Origin of the sequence: Caballeronia temeraria, from assembly GCF_001544795.2 — a bacterium.
GTDB classification, from domain to species: Bacteria; Pseudomonadota; Gammaproteobacteria; order Burkholderiales; family Burkholderiaceae; genus Caballeronia; species Caballeronia temeraria.
Map to the genome: position 1 here is coordinate 113,966 of NZ_FCOI02000020.1, position 16,542 is coordinate 130,507.

16 protein-coding genes are annotated in these 16,542 nt (G+C 62.2%); 5 read left to right on the forward strand and 11 right to left on the reverse strand.

Features of this window, described 5'->3' with window-relative positions; all coding sequences use genetic code 11:
* Positions 1 to 21: 21 nt before the first annotated feature.
* Positions 22 to 258: a hypothetical protein gene (locus AWB76_RS41695; protein ID WP_167357786.1), complete on the reverse strand. Its 237-nt coding sequence runs from the start codon at positions 256 to 258 to the stop codon at positions 22 to 24.
* Here AWB76_RS41695 and yedE point away from each other — a divergent pair.
* Complete coding sequence (yedE, locus tag AWB76_RS25585) at positions 164 to 1,375, forward strand: selenium metabolism membrane protein YedE/FdhT (RefSeq protein WP_061162919.1); 1,212 nt, start codon at positions 164 to 166, stop codon at positions 1,373 to 1,375. The two genes, AWB76_RS41695 and yedE, sit on opposite strands and share 95 nt — an antisense overlap.
* The gene (yedF, locus tag AWB76_RS25590; RefSeq protein ID WP_061162920.1) at positions 1,372 to 1,623 is read left to right on the forward strand and encodes a sulfurtransferase-like selenium metabolism protein YedF; all 252 of its coding nucleotides are present in this window, start codon (positions 1,372 to 1,374) and stop codon (positions 1,621 to 1,623) included. The genes yedE and yedF overlap by 4 nt, the downstream gene beginning before the upstream one ends.
* A 45-nt stretch (positions 1,624 to 1,668) precedes the next feature.
* Here the strand turns inward: yedF and AWB76_RS25595 are convergent, their stop codons facing one another.
* Positions 1,669 to 2,829 carry an L-talarate/galactarate dehydratase gene (locus AWB76_RS25595; protein WP_061162921.1) on the reverse strand — a complete coding sequence of 387 codons (1,161 nt, stop codon included), beginning with the start codon at positions 2,827 to 2,829 and terminating at the stop codon, positions 1,669 to 1,671.
* Between the two features lie 40 nt (positions 2,830 to 2,869).
* Positions 2,870 to 4,174: an MFS transporter gene (locus tag AWB76_RS25600; RefSeq protein ID WP_061162949.1), complete on the reverse strand. Its 1,305-nt coding sequence runs from the start codon at positions 4,172 to 4,174 to the stop codon at positions 2,870 to 2,872.
* Between the two features lie 283 nt (positions 4,175 to 4,457).
* Between AWB76_RS25600 and AWB76_RS25605 the strand changes: the two genes are divergently transcribed.
* Positions 4,458 to 5,498: a LacI family DNA-binding transcriptional regulator gene (locus tag AWB76_RS25605; RefSeq protein ID WP_061162922.1), complete on the forward strand. Its 1,041-nt coding sequence runs from the start codon at positions 4,458 to 4,460 to the stop codon at positions 5,496 to 5,498.
* Between the two features lie 209 nt (positions 5,499 to 5,707).
* On the opposite strand, the gene AWB76_RS42940 is transcribed toward AWB76_RS25605, so the two are convergent.
* The 4 genes from AWB76_RS42940 to hpnI all read right to left on the reverse strand — a co-directional run bounded on the left by AWB76_RS42940 (position 5,708) and on the right by hpnI (position 9,750).
* The gene (locus AWB76_RS42940) at positions 5,708 to 5,971 is read right to left on the reverse strand and encodes an SDR family oxidoreductase (RefSeq protein ID WP_341845311.1); all 264 of its coding nucleotides are present in this window, start codon (positions 5,969 to 5,971) and stop codon (positions 5,708 to 5,710) included.
* An 18-nt stretch (positions 5,972 to 5,989) separates the two neighbouring features.
* Complete coding sequence (gene hpnJ / locus AWB76_RS25615; RefSeq protein ID WP_061162924.1) at positions 5,990 to 7,411, reverse strand: hopanoid biosynthesis associated radical SAM protein HpnJ; 1,422 nt, start codon at positions 7,409 to 7,411, stop codon at positions 5,990 to 5,992.
* Positions 7,412 to 7,508: 97 nt separating this feature from the next.
* Positions 7,509 to 8,519 (reverse strand): lysylphosphatidylglycerol synthase domain-containing protein, encoded by a 1,011-nt coding sequence (locus AWB76_RS25620; RefSeq protein ID WP_061162925.1) that lies wholly within the window; start codon positions 8,517 to 8,519, stop codon positions 7,509 to 7,511.
* 43 nt (positions 8,520 to 8,562) lie between these two features.
* Positions 8,563 to 9,750, reverse strand: coding sequence for a bacteriohopanetetrol glucosamine biosynthesis glycosyltransferase HpnI (gene hpnI / locus AWB76_RS25625; RefSeq protein WP_061162926.1), 1,188 nt, complete (start codon positions 9,748 to 9,750; stop codon positions 8,563 to 8,565).
* A 303-nt stretch (positions 9,751 to 10,053) separates the two neighbouring features.
* Here hpnI and AWB76_RS42290 point away from each other — a divergent pair, with 303 nt between their 5' ends.
* Positions 10,054 to 10,749 (forward strand): DUF2252 family protein, encoded by a 696-nt coding sequence (locus tag AWB76_RS42290; protein WP_244173449.1) that lies wholly within the window; start codon positions 10,054 to 10,056, stop codon positions 10,747 to 10,749.
* Positions 10,750 to 11,009: 260 nt separating this feature from the next.
* Complete coding sequence (locus AWB76_RS25635; protein ID WP_061162928.1) at positions 11,010 to 12,656, forward strand: Nramp family divalent metal transporter; 1,647 nt, start codon at positions 11,010 to 11,012, stop codon at positions 12,654 to 12,656.
* Between the two features lie 369 nt (positions 12,657 to 13,025).
* Here AWB76_RS25635 and AWB76_RS25640 read toward each other — a convergent pair whose 3' ends face one another.
* The 4 genes from AWB76_RS25640 to AWB76_RS25655 form a co-directional block, all read right to left on the reverse strand.
* Positions 13,026 to 13,451, reverse strand: coding sequence for an RDD family protein (locus tag AWB76_RS25640; protein WP_061162950.1), 426 nt, complete (start codon positions 13,449 to 13,451; stop codon positions 13,026 to 13,028).
* 76 nt (positions 13,452 to 13,527) lie between these two features.
* A complete protein-coding gene (tatA, locus tag AWB76_RS25645; RefSeq protein ID WP_061162929.1) occupies positions 13,528 to 13,740 on the reverse strand; it encodes a Sec-independent protein translocase subunit TatA in 213 nt (70 codons plus the stop codon).
* Between the two features lie 225 nt (positions 13,741 to 13,965).
* Positions 13,966 to 15,258: an MFS transporter gene (locus AWB76_RS25650; protein WP_061162930.1), complete on the reverse strand. Its 1,293-nt coding sequence runs from the start codon at positions 15,256 to 15,258 to the stop codon at positions 13,966 to 13,968.
* 42 nt (positions 15,259 to 15,300) lie between these two features.
* On the reverse strand, positions 15,301 to 16,125 hold the full coding sequence (locus AWB76_RS25655; RefSeq protein ID WP_061162931.1) for an NAD-dependent epimerase/dehydratase family protein: 825 nt from the start codon (positions 16,123 to 16,125) through the stop codon (positions 15,301 to 15,303).
* Between the last annotated feature and the right edge of the window lie 417 nt (positions 16,126 to 16,542).

A 16,542-nucleotide genomic window follows, 5' to 3' on the forward strand; every position in this document is an offset into this window, starting at 1 on the left:
GGGCCGATCTTCTACGGCCTGTCAAATTTCGTCCTCCCGTTCGGTCTGCAATTCGACGCGGCCGAAAATGTCGTGACGATGCCGGATCTGGACCTCCCCCGACGCAGCCAGCGCTGCTCGCCATCGTTTGAAACGAACAACCGCTTCTGGAAAGCTGGAACCTATGACGAACCTCAAAGAGAGATATTTCGTTCGATTCTGGTCGCCTTTGTCCGCTGTCGTGGCCGCGGGCATCATGTCGACCTTGTACTTCGGCATCACCGGCACGTTCTGGGCCGTGACGGGCGAGTTCACGCGCTGGGGCGGGCATCTGCTGCAGTTCGCGGGCTTTCATCCCGAGAACTGGGCCTATTTCAAGGTCATCGGGCTGCAGGGCGCGCCGTGGAACCGGATCGACGGAATGATGGTCATCGGCATGTTCGCCGGCAGCCTCGCCGCCGCGCTGTGGGCGCGCAACGTCAAGCTGCGGTTTCCGCGCAGGAAGCGGCGCATCGCGCAAGCGCTGATCGGCGGTGCGATCGCCGGATTCGGTGCGCGGCTCGCGATGGGCTGCAATCTCGCGGCCTTCTTCACGGGCATTCCGCAGTTCTCGCTGCATGCGTGGCTGTTCGCGCTGTCCACCGTGATGGGTTCGTATTTCGGCACGCGTGTCGCGCTCATGCGCTTTCTTCAGGCGGACGCGAAGCTCGTGCGCGTCGACAAGCGGCGTCCGGCGAGCACCGCGGTGGAATCGTCGCGGCAGTTCCGGATCGGCATGGCGGTGTTCGTCGTTGCCGTCGGCGCAGGCGTCGCGGCGCTGTTCGGGCAACCGAAGCTCGGCATGGCCGGTCTCTTCGGCATCGGCTTCGGCTTGCTGATCGAGCGCGCGCAAATCTGCTTCACGTCCGCATTCCGCGACATGTGGATCACGGGCCGCACCGCGATGGCCCGCGCGATCATCATCGGCATGATGGTGAGCGCGTTCGGCATCTTCAGTTATGTGCAACTGGGCGTGGCGCCGAAGATTTACTGGGCCGGCCCCAATGCGATTCTCGGCGGCGTGCTGTTCGGCTTCGGCATCGTGATCGCGGGCGGATGCGAGACCGGCTGGATCTATCGTTCGATGGAAGGGCAAGTTCATTACTGGTGGGTCGGCGTGGGCAACATCGCCGGCGCGACCGTGCTCGCCGCCAACTGGGACACGCTCGGCCCCGCGCTCGCCACGCGCTATCCGAAGGTCAATCTGCTCGTTACGCTGAGTCCGGCGGGCGGTCTCGTCGCAACCTACGCGGGGCTGGCCGCGTCGTTCCTGTTGCTGCTGTGGTGGGAACGCCGCTTTGGCCAGCGCCAGCGCGCGCGTGAAACCAACGTCGAACCTCAAGAGGCATTTCAATGAACGTGCAGGACAACATCCCCGACTTCATGCTCGATCTTCGCGGCGAGCCGTGCCCTTATCCGGCCGTCGCGACGATTCAGGCAATGCGCTCCCCCGAGCCCGGCGAAGTGCTCGAAGTATTGAGCGATTGCCCTCAGTCGATCCATTCGATACCTGCGGACGCACGCAAGCTCGGCTATACAGTTCTGCGCGTGCAGCAGACCGGGCCCACGATCACATACTGGCTGACGCGTCCGTCGTCGCGATAGCGCTTCTCTCGATGACGGGTTTCGACGATATCGAACAGGCGCGGCTCAGGCCCGGCTGCCGATCTCGGCCTCTTGCGCCGTCCACCCGGCGACGCGCTCGCTCAGACTCAGGCCGAGGCCGGGACGCGTCGGCACGATCATGCGGCCGTTCTTTGTCTCCAGGCGCTCGTTGAACAGCGGTTCGAGCCATTCGAAGTGCTCGACCCACGGTTCACGCGAATAGCACGCCGCGAGATGCACATGGAGTTCCATCGCGAAGTGCGGCGCCAGCATCAGTCCCGCATGGTCCGCGAGCGTCGCGACTTTCAGGAACGGCGTAATCCCGCCGACGCGCGGCGCATCCGGCATCAGATAATCCGCGCCGCGCTGACGGATGAACTCCCAGTGCTCCGACACGCTCGTCAGCATTTCGCCGGTTGCGATCGGCGTATCGAACTGAGCGGCCAATGCCGCGTGGCCTTCCGCGTCGTAGCAATCGAGCGGCTCCTCGATCCAGATCAGATTGAACTGTTCGAAGATGCGGCACATGCGCTGCGCAGTCGGGCGATCCCATTGCTGGTTTGCATCGACCATCAGCGGAAAGGCGTCGCCGAGATGCTTGCGCACCGTCTGCACGCGCTCGATATCGATTGCGCAGTCCGGCTGCCCGACCTTCAGCTTGATGCCGCCAATGCCCTTCTCGCGCGAAATGTCGGTGTTCGTGAGGAGTTGATCGAGCGGCGTATGCAGAAAGCCGCCGGACGTGTTGTAGCACCGCACGGAATCCCGATGCGCACCCAGCAGTTTCGCGAGCGGCAGGTTTGCACGCTTCGCTTTCAGGTCCCACAGCGCGACGTCGAAAGCGCCGATCGCCTGCGCGGCCATCCCGCTTCGTCCCACCGAAGCCCCCGCCCACGCCAGCTTGTCCCACAATCGCGCGATGTCGCTCGGGTCTTCGCCGATCAGCGCCGGCGCGATTTCCTTCGCATGCGCGAACTGGCCGGGGCCGCCGGCGCGTTTCGAATAGCTGAAACCGAGCCCGCGATGACCGTCCGCCGTTTCGATTTCGACGAAGAGGATCGCGATCTCCGTCATCGGTTTCTGGCGGCCGGTGAGCACCTTGGCATCGCTGATCGGATTGGCGAGCGGAAGAAAGGTGGAGGCGACGCGAACCCACTTGATCGAATCGTTCGACGTGCCGGCGATGAGCGAAGATGTTGCGTTCATGATTGCTTCCTTACATGACGAGTTCGATGGCGCGGACGGCTCAGAGGCCGGGGCGCGGTTTCAAGGGCGCGGCGACGCGTTCGTGCGATGGACCGTCGTGGTCGTCGAGATCCAGGCGCTGCAGCTTGCCGACGATGAACAGATAAGAGCACGCGCCGAGGATCGACAGCGCGGCGACATACGTCAGCGCCACTTCGAACGATCCGGTGCTCTTGATCATCCAGCCGATGGCGAGCGGCGTCACGATGCTCGCGAGATTGCCGCAGAGATTGAAGATCCCGCCGCTGATGCCCATTGCATGCTTGGGCGACACATCGCCGACGATGCACCAGCCGAGATTGCCGACGCCCTTGGCGAAGAACGCGATGGACATCACGAGGATCACGATCGTCGTCGAGTGAACATAGTTGGCCACCACGATCGTGCTCGACAAGACCAGACCGCTGATGATCGGCGTCTTGCGCGCAGCCGTGAGACTGAATCCGCGCTTGAGCATCCAGTCGGACCACAGACCGCCGATGAGTCCGCCGATACATCCGGCCACCGCGGGCAACGCGGCGACGAGCCCGACCTTCAGGATCGACATGCCCTTCGCTTCGATGAGATAAGTCGGGAACCACGTGAGAAAGAACCACGTGATCGACGTCAGGCAGAACTGGCCGATATACACGCCGATCATCATGCGGTTGGCCGCGATGGCGCTCACCTGCTTCCATCTGAACGGCTGGGGGCTGTCGCCCATCGTCGGCAGGCCGCCGCCCGCCGCGATGTACTCCAGCTCCGCAGCATTCACGCGATGATCGCGCTGCGGTTCGCGCACGGATCGCAACCACCAGAGGCCGATGAGAATGCCGACTGCGCCCGTCGTGAAGAACACGTAATGCCAGCCCCACGCGCTGACCGTGAAGGTCATGATCGGCGTGAAGACGGCGAGTGCGAAGTACTGCGCAAGCTGGAAGATGGATGTGGCCAGACCGCGCTCGGCGCTGGGGAACCACATCACGGTCAGGCGGCTGTTGCACGGGAATGCCGGCGATTCGGCGATGCCCATCAGAAAGCGAAGCGCGAACAGCATCACGAACGCAGACGCGAAGAGATGCACGAAGCCCTGAAGGAAGGTCAGCGTCGACCACAGGATCAGGCTGATGCCGAGCACGATGCGCGCGCCGAAGCGGTCGAGAATGAGTCCGCCCGGAATCTGCATCGCCGTGTAGGCCCAGCCAAAGGCCGAGAACGCGATGCCCATCGTCAGCGCGTCGAAACCGAGGTCGTGGCGCATGCTCGGCGCGGCAATCGAGAGCGTCGCCCGATCCACGTAGTTGAACACGGTCACGACGAAGATCATCGCAAGGATGAACCATCGCACCTTCGTGCGGTGTGCGCCGCTCTGGGCGCTTGATGACTGGACTGCCACGCTTGTCTCCTGAGTGGTCGGCTTGCGATGGATAATACAGTGATTGCGCAATCATTCAACCGATTTTGATTGCGCAATCATCGGTGTTTTCCCCGATAAGCGTGAGGTTACCCGTCCAGCGGAAAGCCGCCGCGTTCGTGGTCTAATGCATCTGCGGCGGCTCCGCGGGGCGCGCGAACCGCATCGGGAAACGGGCAGTTGTCAGACTCCGAACATGGCGAAGAAAATTTCAAGCAGGCCGATATCGCTGTCCACGCAGCCGGAAAGCGTGACGCTCATCGACGTCGCGAAAGTGGCGGGCGTCGCACCGATGACCGTGTCGCGGGCGCTGAATCGGCCGGAACTGGTCCGCAGCGACACGCAGAAGAAAGTGCTCGATGCGGTGCGGGCCACGGGCTACGTGCCCAATATGCTTGCCGGAGGACTCGCAAGCAGCAAGAGCCGGCTCGTCGCGATTCTGCTTCCGACGATCGCCAACTCGATCTTCGCCGAAACGGTCCAGGCGCTCGTCGACAAGCTGACCGAGGCGGGCTATCAGACGCTGCTCGGTCTTACGGCGTATTCCACGGCGCGCGAAGAGGCGCTGGTCGAGGCCATTCTCGGCCGGCGTCCGGACGGCATCGTGCTCGCGGGAACGAGTCACACGAAGGCCACGGTCGAGCGGCTGACGAAGGCCAGAATTCCCGTCGTGGAGATCTGGGATCTGACCAACAAGCCGATCGATACGGTCATCGGTTTCTCGCACGAGGAAGTCGGCAAGCAAGTGGCGCGGCATCTTCTCGATAAGGGTTATCGCAGGTTCGGCATCGTTTCCGTCGACGATCCGAGAGGTCTGCGCCGTGGAAAGAGTCTGATCGCCGAATTGCGCAAACAAGGCATCGCCGATACGGCCTTCAAGATTCTGCCGGCGCCCGCCACGCTTCAGGTCGGACGAGAAGGCGCCGCGCTGCTGTTCGACGAAGCCCGGCCCGAGGTCATCGTCTGCAGTTCGGACACGCTCGCGCAAGGCGTTCTGGCCGAAGCCGCGAGCCGGAAATTGTCGGTGCCGCGCGACGTCGCGGTGATGGGCTTCGGTGATTTGAGCACGGCTGCACACGTCTATCCGTCTCTGTCCACGGTGCGCGTGGACGGCACGACCATCGGAATGAAGGCTGCGGACGCTCTGCTGTCGAGGTTCGGAGCGAGTCCTTCGAGTATGGACATGCCGGCGCGCATCGATACGGGCTTCTCGATCATCGACCGGGAGAGCGCGTGAAGCGTAACGCCAGCATCATTGCAATGCGGGCAGATTCTCGCGGAGAAAGGGCGGGTCGCAAGGCTGCATCGCGCCGGATGCGTTCCTTTCCGCGCTGCGCGACGTGCCCGAGGCCCTCCATGTTTCCGGCGAAACCACTGCGGACCCGAAGCGAAAGATGCGATACCCGATCTTTCGGCGCTGACGACCGGTCGCCAGCGCCTTCGTCTTTACGCGTTCGCACCGCCATCGACAGTGAGCGCCGCGCCGGTGATGTAGCTCGCGTTGGCGCTCGCAAGGAAGACCACCGCTTGCGCGATGTCCTCGCCTTTCCCATAGTCGCCGGTGGCCGTCAGCGACTTCAGCGTCGCCGGACGCGGTGCTGGATCAGAGTCCGTTCGTCGAAGCGTGGCCGCGGTTCTGCATGACTCATCGGCAAGAAGGCTGCCGCTGTAAAGCGCGAGCGCAGGAAGCAGGAACAGACTCGACTTCACACCGGCATCCGTCAGCAATCACGCCTTGTGATCCCGCAGAAATCTGAAGAACTCCACGCCTTCCTGCAGGCGTCGTTTCATCATCTCCCAACTGACCAGCATCTCGCGAACGATTTCCCAGATCTTCGACGGCCTGAAATAAAAGCGCTTGTAGAACTCTTCGACGCCGAGAAAGATCTCTTCGCGCGTCAGATGCGGATAGCCGATGGCTGAAGTCTGGGTGCCCGCGGAACTGACGAGCGTAATCACCTTGGTCTCTTCCAGCCATCCGTTCTCGACTGCCTGCTTATGAAGGACCGTCCCCGGATAGGGCGCCGCGAGCGAGACCTGGATCGTATGCGGATTGATCTCCTTCGCATACTGGATCGTCTTCTGGATCGTTTCGTGCGTTTCGCCGGGAAGCCCGAGAATGAACGTGCCGTGAATCTTGATGCCGAGCTTGCGGCAGTCCTCGCTGAATTGGCGCGCCATATCGGTTCGCAGGCCCTTTTTGACGTTGACCAGAATCTGATCGTCGCCGGACTCGTAGCCGACGAGCAACAGCCGCAAGCCGTTGTCCTTCATCACTTTGAGCGTCGAATACGGCACGTTCGCTTTCGCGTTGCACGACCACGTCACCCCGAGCTTTCCGAGACCGCGCGCGATCTCTTCGGCTCTCGGTCTGAGATCGGTGAAGGTGTCGTCGTCGAACATGATCTCCTTCACTTCGGGCATGTTGTCCCTGATCCATTTCACTTCTTCGAGGACGTTATCCACCGAGCGCGTGCGATAGCGATGCCCGCCGACCGTGTGCGGCCACAGACAAAAGGTACACCGCGACTTGCAGCCCCGTCCCGTGTAAAGCGAAACGTACGGATGCTTGAGATAGCCGCTGAAATAATTCGCGGTATTGAGGTCACGTTTGTAGATGGGTGCGACGAACGGCAGCTGATCCATGTCTTCGAGAATCGGTCTGGCTTCGTTGTGCGTGATGCCGCCATCGGGCAAGCGATAGCTCAGACCGGCAATCGATTCGAACGGCAACCCCTGCGCGATGTCGCGGCACGTGAAGTCGAATTCCTCGCGGCACACGAAGTCGATCGAATCGCTTGCGGTCAGCGAGCCGTGAGGATCGACGGCAACCTTCGCGCCGATCATCCCGATGAGAATGCCGGGCTTGCGTCGCTTCAGATGCTCCGCGAAGTGCGCGTCGCTCGAAAACGACGGCGAGCTCGTATGAATGATGACCAGGTCGTATTCCTGAGCGATGTCGAGCGTGGCATCCAACGATAGGCCGTCCGCCGGAGCATCGACGACACGGCTGTTCTCGACCAGCGCGGCAGGCTGAACGAGCCACGTCGGATACCAGAATGATCGAATCTCGCGTCGCGTCTGGAAACGCGAGCCTGCTCCGCCATCGAAGCCGTCGAACGAAGGTGCCTGCAGAAACAGCGTTTTCATAGATGCCCTCAAAGATGACGGTTGGCTCATGTGGATTGATTCAGGTTTTTGAAACTCGTCCGCGCCTGGAACGCGTCGCGATCCTCGTCCCATGAAATCACTTCGCGCTCGCGTTGCCCGGCTTCACGGCGGTTGCACGCCGAACGCCGAACGAACGCTCGGCCGCTTGCCAGTAGACAAGCCCCGGCACGAAGAACAGAAGATCGCGCACGCGCCGCGCGCCGGCCAGCGCGAGGCAAGTGGATGCATCGATGCCCAGCATGCCGCCTATCAGGATGAAGCCGCCTTCCTGCACACCGATGCCGCCCGGCACGACGAACGCCACACTGCTCACGATCTGAATCAGCGCTTCGAGCACGAACGCCGTCGCGAAGCTCACGTTCGATCCGAGCACGTGCAACGCGACCCATAATTCGAGCGCCAGTCCGAGGCACTGCAGCGTCTGCCAGATGAACAGATAGCGCACGACGACGCCGGTCTGCCGCCAGATCAGCTTGATGGATTGATCGATGCGCGCCGACTTGCCGACGAGCGCGTACACCTTTCCGCTCGTGACCCGGTTGAGCGTTCTCGCGGCGCGCTCGAACGGGCGTGCATGTTGCACGAGTGCGAACAGCAAGAGCACCGGCATGATCGCAGCCAGGCCCCATGCCAATCTTCCCGCAAGATGCGCCGAACTCGATTCCGCCTGCCCGAGCACATACCCGATCGCGACGAGCGCAAACACGACCTGGCTGATCAACGTGAGCTGCATGTCCACGACGAGACTCGCCACGGCCGTTGCAGGACGCACGCCGGCACGGCCGAGCAGGCGAAACGAAACGATCTCCCCGCCGATCCGCGCGACAGGCAGCAGCCCGTTGATCGACTCGCGAATCCAGACGATCTTGAGCATGGTCGCGAACGAGGGCCGCTCCGCATCGCGGATCAGCGAGCGCCAGTCTCTCGCGTTCGGCAGCATCGGAAGGATATGGACGAGCGCAGCCAGCAACAGACCCCCACCGGCCGATTCCAGCAGACGCAGAATCGCTGCGGGATCATCGCGCCAGATGAGCCACGCTGCGATGAAGAGGCCGAGCAAAGCGGCAATGGACCCGAAATATTTCATCGGCGCACGGTCCGTCCCGAAAGAATGGTGATCGACTGGAAGGTCATTTCAGACCCGCGTCACGTTGAACACAGGGCGACAGCAAACCGTCCTCGTCGACATTGAAGTGTCGTCCCCGCCATAGCACGCGAAACGAGAAGAAGCTCGCCACATAGATTACGAATTGAAGGACATCCCAGAGCGGCAGCCAGGGAAAGCCGCTGCAGCGCGTATCCGTCGATCGATCGGTTTGCCATACCAGTATCGCGCGCACGACGAGTGTCAACGCGACCAGTCCGCAGGCCAGCGGATTGCCGAACGAAAAGAGCGCGGCGAGCGACGCAAGCGCAAACGGATGCATCAGGATAGCGCCGAGATGCCCCGCCGGGTCCGCGGCGCGAATCGTGCGGCTCCATCTCAACTCGTGCGCGAACAACTGGGAAAACGTCGTTTCGACGCACGCGTGACGCACGATGAAAGCCGGAACGACAACCTGCAGACCGATGCCGCGCACCGCTTCGCCGATCGCATAGTCTTCGGCGAGATGATGCGCGAACTGCGCGAGACCGCCTGTGCGCATGAGGGTGTCCTTCGTGATGACGATCGTCTGCCCGAAGCACGGACGCGCGCGTCCGATCGCCAGTCCGGTCACCACGCCGGGCAGAAAGTGATAGTCGCTCATCGCGCTACCGACCCGCGGCCAGAAGCCGGGCGCACACAGTCCACGATACGCGCACGTCACGAGACCGACGCCAGGCTGCTGAAGCGCGCCGGCGATGTCACGCAGGAAGCCGGGGTTCACGCTTACGTCGCTGTCGGCGAAGCAGAGAACATCGTGCTCCGCGAGGTCGAGCATGTTCGTCAGATTGGCGATCTTCCGGTTGGGTCCGTAGACGCGGCTATCCACGACGACCGTCATGCTTTTATCTGGAAACCGCGCGCGCAGAGCCTCGACGGCCGCGAGTGCCGAATCGCATCTGTCATGGACACCGAAGATATGTTGCACCGGTCCAGGATAGTCCTGCTCGACGAAACTCGTCAGGTTCTCCAATAGCTGCCACTCATCGCCATGCAACGGCTTGACGATGGTGATGGCCGGAAAGCCGGCGGGCGCATCCTTCGGACGCGAAAAGAACCGTCGCACGAGAAAGCTCGCCGACACGGTGTACACGATGCCCGCACCGGAGCACAGTGCGAACAACGCTGCAGCAAAGGCGAAGCACAGATGGGCAACATGCAGCTGATGAGCCATATCGTCCGGAAGGTAGCGCCCTTGGGACACAAAGCCTGCATCACTCATGCTTAAGGAAGGCTTAAGCGATGCAGCCATTGCGCGAACGCCCGGACCATCGTTACGCTTGACAGCCTGAAAGGTCGACATAGACATCAAGAACATGACAACACAACAAGACGTCTCCAACATGTTCGCAGGCCGTGGTGCGCTCGTATCGCGGATCAACCTGGGCAAGGCGGCGCGCACACGTGTTCCACGAGCGGCGCTCGCCGGCGCATGCTTGCGAATCCGTTCGTGTTCTATCGAGGTGCGGCGCCTTTGATGGCTTTCGATCTGTCGACATTGCCGCGCACGGACGTCATCGTGCAATTCGGCGGCGATGCGCACCTTGCCAACTTCGGGCTGTTCGCAAGTCCGGAGCGGCGCATTCTTTTCGGCCCGAACGACTTTGACGAAACGCTTCCAGGACCTTTCGACTGGGATGTGCGCAGACTGGCCGCTTCGTTCGTGATCGCAGCGCGCGAGCGCGGATTTCCAAAGAACAGCCAGCGTCACATCGTGCGACGTCTATGCGCGACGTTCCGGCAGCGCATCGCCGCATTCAGCAAGATGGATACGCTCGACGTCTGGTATCACCAGTTCGAATCGACGAACTTGCTCGCGATGGCCGACTCGGCGGAAGAAAGACGAAAGGAACTCGCGGTCATCGTTATGCGGAGCAGAACGAGGCGGACTGGTCAGTACTCAGATCAGCCGTCAAGGCGGGACGCATTCAGGCGACGCGCGAATGAACATCCGATGGAACTGTCGCGCCGACGATGCCCTGCTGAAAGGTTCGAGCGCGTGAATCCAAGGGCATATATTTCAGCTCCATGTGATCCGGAATTATTTTCGGTCAATCGAGATTCAACGCTTGACGCCGTTTTAAAGCGGTCCATAAAATTGACAATCTTCAACGATTGGGCGAACGCCTTGGACACTAGCAGTAGTCGACCTTCGAATCAGAATTCCGCCTGAGCGACTCACGTCCGCGCCTTGTCAACGCCGCCGTTTGTCTTCAGGCAAGCGGTGCGCGCCGTAGTACTTCGCCGTAACTCACCCGTGCACCTCGATCCGCCCCAGATGGCGTGATGCCGCCGTGCGTCCGCCGTCTGGTTCCGCCGCCGCTTCGCATGCGGCCGCGTTCGCGCGCGCCTGTCTCAAAGGCACGCCTACGTGGCTACCGCAGGCTGAACGGCGGCCAAGTCAGATAAACAATATTTGCCACGGGGTGCATCATGTCCACGCCATCCAACGTCTCTCCACCCACCGCTCCGCAACGCGGCGCCGTTCTCGACGACGCGCATATCGGCGATATTCGCGGCGCGCTCGGCTCGATCGCGCATCACGACACCGCGCCGCGCAATACGTGGTGGGCGCGCGTCCGGACGCTGCTCGCGATCCTCGGGCCCGGCCTCATCGTGATGGTCGGCGACAACGACGCGGGCGCGTTCGGCACCTACACGCAGGCAGGCCAGAACTATGGCACGACGCTGCTCTGGACCATGTTGCTGCTCGTGCCCGTGCTCTACGTCAACCAGGAAATGGTGCTGCGTCTCGGCGCGGTGACGGGCGTCGGCCACGCGCGGCTGATCTTCGAGCGCTTCGGCAAGTTCTGGGGCGCTTTCAGCGTGATCGATCTCTTCCTGCTCAACGCGCTGACCATCGTCACCGAGTTCATCGGCATCACGTTCGTGCTCGACTTCTTCGGCATGCCCAAGGTTGCGGGCGTCTGCATCGCGGCTGCGCTGACGATGGCCGCAGTCAGTACCGGCGACTTCCGGCGCTTCGAGCGCTTCGCGGTGGTGCTGTGCGTGCTGAGCCTCGTGCTCGTGCCGGTGCTCGTCGCGATTCATCCGCCGGTCTCGCAGATGACGCGCGATTTTCTCGTGCCGAACTGGCCCACTCACGCGAAGCTCTCGGACGTGATGCTGCTCGTGATCGGCATCGTGGGCACGACGGTCGCGCCGTGGCAACTGTTCTTCCAGCAAAGCTACGTGATCGACAAGCGCATCACGCCGCGTTTCATGAAGTACGAGAAGGCGGATTTGTGGATCGGCATCGTGTTCGTGCTGGTCGGCGCGGTCGCGATGATGAGCTTCACCGCCGCGCTATTCGCCGGCCGTCCGGAGTTCGGCAACTTCGCCGATGCGGGCGGCGTGATCGCCGGCCTCGAGCAGTACGCGGGCCGCACCAGCGCGACGCTGTTCGCGGTTGCGCTGCTCGATGCGAGCATCATCGGTGCGGCGGCCGTGTCGCTGTCGACCGCATATGCGATCGGCGATGTGTTCAAGATCCGGCATTCGCTGCATCGTGGCGTGACGGACGCGAAGGGCTTTTACCTCGTCTACTTCGGGATCGTCGCACTCGCGGCCGCGATCGTGCTGATCCCGGGCAGCCCGCTCGGGCTGTTGACCGAAGCGGTCCAGACGCTCGCGGGCGTGCTGCTGCCCAGCGCGACCGTGTTCCTGCTGCTGCTCTGCAACGACCGGAGCGTGCTCGGTCCGTGGGTCAACTCGCGGAGACTGAACCTGTTCACGGGGACGGTCATCTGGGTGCTCGTGATGCTGTCGATCATCCTGACCGCGGCCGTGCTGTATCCGGACATCAGCGGCGAGACGATCATCGACGTGCTGATCGGCGGCAGCGTGCTCGCGATCGCCTGCTTCGTGGCCACGGCGCTACTGCGTCGCGTACGGGGATCGACGCACGCGCCGATCGACCGCGCGCAGCGTGACACATGGCGCATGCCGCCGCTCGACACGCTCGCACCGCAGAACATGACGCTCGCCACACGAATCTGGATGGGCGTGCTGCGTGGCTATCTGGTGGTCGCGGTCGGTCTCGTGATCTTCAAGGTGCTGCAGATGACCTTGCTGAAATGACGCGCGATGAGGCGGCGCACCGTTGCTCGTCCGGTGCGCTTCCGCTCGAGTTCCCGCTCACTCGTCTACGGCATTCGAAGACGTGACGATCGCGCTCCGTGCTTCTTCGACGTGCGCGCCGGATGTCGTGACACTCGTCGCCGGGGGAGCGGGTGAATCCGCGGCGCTGACGAGGAATCCAGTTGATACGAGAAAGATGACGGCCGATACCAGAAATCCCATGACATTCATGACTCCTCGAACGAGACGACATCATTTAAGGAGCTAACGGGGCGCTCACTGTTGATCTGCGTCAAGCACGGATATCTTCATCGACGAAACATTTCGTTATCCGAAACTAACGCCACGGCGCGCAGCGCGCGCGAGACGCTACCGCGCTTTTTCAGCAACGACCACTGTGTTTGCGATGCGATCATGCAACGCTTGCTTGCGCGGATTGAACATGATCCAGAGAAACCCGGCTCCGCACAAAGCAAATGTGAGCACGTAGCCGATCGTGCGCAACACGGCTTGCCGGCGGGTCATCGGCTCGTGACTGTCGGCGTCCACGATCCGCAATCGCAGCGCGCGCTTACCCGGCGACGTGCCCCACACGATCCATAAAACACCGGTCACGAGGATCGGAATGCACTGCGCCACCATCAGCCACAGGGTGAAAGTCGCCGCGAGGGCATCGGGTGACAGCGGGATGTCCTCGACGGAAGGCCCAAGCGGAACGACAAGAACGATGAGCGTCCACCAGATCGAATCGATGAACAAAGCGCGAGCGCGCTCGGAGAAAGTAGCGAGGCGCATCGTGAGAACGAGACCAGTTTGCGGAGGTTCGTGCACTCGTACGGCTGCGCCTGTCGCTGGCTTGGGAAATCTTGACTTATCGCGCCGTGACGTCCTTGGCCTGGACATCGACCGTCGTCGGGCTCGACGTTGCGCCCGAAGCCGACGTCGAATCGACGCCTACGCCTTCCTTGAACGATTTGACCGCGCCGCCCAGATCCGAACCGACTGTACGCAACTTCTTCGTGCCGAAAACGAGCGCAACGATTGCCAGAACGATGAGCCAATGCCCGATGCTGAGACTTCCCATATCACCAATCCTCAATAGACAGAAACGTTGATTCTGGCGGAAGGCGCACGATTTACTCTGCCACTCCGCTCGCACAGCGCGTATTCTGTCATAAAAATCAATGGCTTATGTGACCCCGTTTCGCCCAAAATGTATCAGCGGACCGGCGCACGAGAAGTAATTACCTCTTTTGGGCCCCGCGCGTCGTCTGAACGGCGGGGACTCGTCGGATTCATCGAACGAACATCACTTGGCCGCCGTAACCGCCGCAACCCAACGCGGCTCCGGCGTCCGATTTGCATTTTTCGCGAGCAGACACACCACGCCAGCCGCGATGATGTCGAAGACAGCGAGCACGACGAACAACGGGCTATAACCGACCTGCGTCACGAGCACGCCGAAGAGCGCCGTGAAGGCCGCCGCGCCGAGATAACCCGCCATGCCGCCCATGCCGGTGGCCGTCGCGACTTCGTTCTTGCCGAACATATCGGACGTGATGGCGTAGAGTGCGCCCGACAGTGTCTGGTGCGCAAAACCGCCGACGCACAGCAGCGCGATCGCCGCGTAAGGACTCGCGACGAGGCCCACGCAAGCCGGTCCGATCATGCACAGCGCGCCGACCACGAACACCATCTTGCGCGACGTGAACAGCGAAACTTTCGCGTACTTGTGGAACAGCGGACTGAGATAGCCGCCGAGCACGCAGCCGATATCCGCGGCGAGGAACGGCATCCACGCGAACATCGCCACTTCCTTCAGGTTCATGTGACGCTCGGTCATCATGTAGAGCGGAATCCATGCGTTGAAGGTTTGCCACGCCGGTTCTGAGAGCATGCGCGGAATGCCGATCGCCCAGAAATCGCGGCTGCCCAGCATCGCGAACCAGCTGCGCTTGCCCGTGGCCGCATCGCTGTGCATGGCTTCCTGTCCGCTCAGGATGTGGTCGCGCTCGGCATGGCCCAGCAGCTTCTGATCGCGCGGATGCTTGTAGAGCATCATCCACACCGCGCACCACACGACGCCCGCCACGCCGACGAGCACGAACGCCAGTTGCCACTCGCCATGCATCAGCGCCCACACGACGAGCGGCGGCGCCAGCAACGCGCCGATCGACGAGCCGATGTTGAACCAGCCGATCGCGACCGACCGCTCTTTCGCCGGAAACCACTCGCTCGTGGCTTTCACGCCAGCGGGGATGCCGGCCGCCTCGGCGATGCCGAGCAGGCCGCGGAAGAAAGCGAGGCTGCGCCAGCCCGTCGACCACGCCGCCGCCGCGCAGGCGAGCGACCATGCGAGCGCGAACGCCGCGAAGCCGATCTTGGTGCCGACGGTGTCGAGCAGGAAGCCCGCCACCGGCTGCATGAACGCATAGCAAAGCTGCCACGCCACGACCACATGCGCGTATTGCTCGGTCGTGATGTTGAGGTCCTTCATCAGGCTCGGCGCGGCCACGGACAGGGTGTTGCGCGCCAGATAATTGATGATGAGACCGGCGGCGACCAGACTCACCATCCACCAGCGAATACCTTTGATTTTCATGCTACGTCTCCTCTTGAGTCTTCGACCGTGTCAGGTCTGTTGCTACGCCGACGCGGCCTGGCGGTTCGCGCCGGCATCGTCACGCGAATAATCGATGCCGACAAAGCTGCCGCCCTGAAAGCGCTGCCCGAGTGCATCGAGCGGATTCGGACGCGCGAGGATGTCATCGGCGTAGTCTTCGGCGTTTTGCGTCGGCTGATAGCCCAGACGCGCGGCGCCGCTGTTGTCCCACCAGCTGCGCGTGTTGGCCGACACGCCCCAGACGGTCAGGAAGCCCACGTTCTCGGCCTCGATGCAGCGATCGAGAAAATGCATCAGATCGCGATGACCGAACCAGGTGCTGAGATGCCGCTGCTCGGTGGGCCGTTCGAGACAACTGCCGATGCGCACGCACACGCTCTCGATGCCGTGCTTGTCCCAGTACATTCGTGCCAGCGCCTCGCCCCAGACCTTGCTCAGACCATAGAAGCCATCCGGGCGAAGCTCGCAGTCGAGCGCCAGACGCTCAGTCACGGGATACATGCCGATCGCGTGGTTCGAGCTCGCGAACACGATGCGCTTCACGCCTTGCCGGCGCGCGCCTTCGTACACTTCGACGAGCCCGCGCAAATTGTTTTCGATGATCTCGGGCAACGGACGCTCGACGCTCGTCCCGGCGAAATGGATCAGCACATCGACGCCCTCGAGCAGACGATCCACCACCGCCGGATCGCGCAGATCGCCGTGCATGACGTCTTCGCCATCGACGAGCGGCGTCAGCGCCTTCGAACCCGCCGCCGAACGCAACGGGGTGCCGCGTTCGACAAACGCCGCGCGCACGACCGAGCCGAGCTGGCCGCCGGCGCCGCTGAGAGCAATCTTTTTCATGGAGTCTTCCTTCAATGCGGAGGCAGGAAATCGTTTTCCGCGCGAACCGAACGCTGAATGGCGACCTACGGCCAGAGATGTTGTACGACGACGTACTATATCCCGACGCCGTCAAGGTTTTAATTAGGCGTTAACCCTGCAAAAAGCCCTATTTTTGGGCGTTGATCAAGGGAGGAAAACGATTTCCATTATGAGACGTCTTACAACCCAACGGCAGGCTTACAAACGTCGGGCGGAATGAAAAAGCGGCGCGCGGTGAGTTGGACATTCGCCCATCTCACCGCGCGCCGCCGATGCAGCGTCGGAAATCGCGACCTCAGGCGACCGCTCTCTTCCCCTCGCCGATGAACAACTGACGCGGACGGCCAATCTTCTGCTCCGGATCGGCAATCATCTCGTTCCATTGCGCGATCCAGC

Coding starts and splice junctions, on each gene's coding strand:
- AWB76_RS42290 (WP_244173449.1), top strand. CDS start 10,054: ATGGCTTTCGATCTGTCGACATTGCCGCGCACGGACGTCATCGTGCAA.
- AWB76_RS25605 (WP_061162922.1), top strand. CDS start 4,458: ATGGCGAAGAAAATTTCAAGCAGGCCGATATCGCTGTCCACGCAGCCG.
- AWB76_RS25620 (WP_061162925.1), bottom strand. CDS start 8,519: ATGAAATATTTCGGGTCCATTGCCGCTTTGCTCGGCCTCTTCATCGCA.
- AWB76_RS25635 (WP_061162928.1), top strand. CDS start 11,010: ATGTCCACGCCATCCAACGTCTCTCCACCCACCGCTCCGCAACGCGGC.
- hpnI (WP_061162926.1), bottom strand. CDS start 9,750: ATGGCTCATCAGCTGCATGTTGCCCATCTGTGCTTCGCCTTTGCTGCA.
- AWB76_RS25600 (WP_061162949.1), bottom strand. CDS start 4,174: ATGATCTTCGTCGTGACCGTGTTCAACTACGTGGATCGGGCGACGCTC.
- hpnJ (WP_061162924.1), bottom strand. CDS start 7,411: ATGAAAACGCTGTTTCTGCAGGCACCTTCGTTCGACGGCTTCGATGGC.
- AWB76_RS25650 (WP_061162930.1), bottom strand. CDS start 15,258: ATGAAAATCAAAGGTATTCGCTGGTGGATGGTGAGTCTGGTCGCCGCC.
- AWB76_RS41695 (WP_167357786.1), bottom strand. CDS start 258: ATGCCGAAGTACAAGGTCGACATGATGCCCGCGGCCACGACAGCGGAC.
- AWB76_RS25655 (WP_061162931.1), bottom strand. CDS start 16,125: ATGAAAAAGATTGCTCTCAGCGGCGCCGGCGGCCAGCTCGGCTCGGTC.
- AWB76_RS25640 (WP_061162950.1), bottom strand. CDS start 13,451: ATGCGCCTCGCTACTTTCTCCGAGCGCGCTCGCGCTTTGTTCATCGAT.
- yedF (WP_061162920.1), top strand. CDS start 1,372: ATGAACGTGCAGGACAACATCCCCGACTTCATGCTCGATCTTCGCGGC.
- AWB76_RS25595 (WP_061162921.1), bottom strand. CDS start 2,829: ATGAACGCAACATCTTCGCTCATCGCCGGCACGTCGAACGATTCGATC.
- tatA (WP_061162929.1), bottom strand. CDS start 13,740: ATGGGAAGTCTCAGCATCGGGCATTGGCTCATCGTTCTGGCAATCGTT.
- yedE (WP_061162919.1), top strand. CDS start 164: ATGACGAACCTCAAAGAGAGATATTTCGTTCGATTCTGGTCGCCTTTG.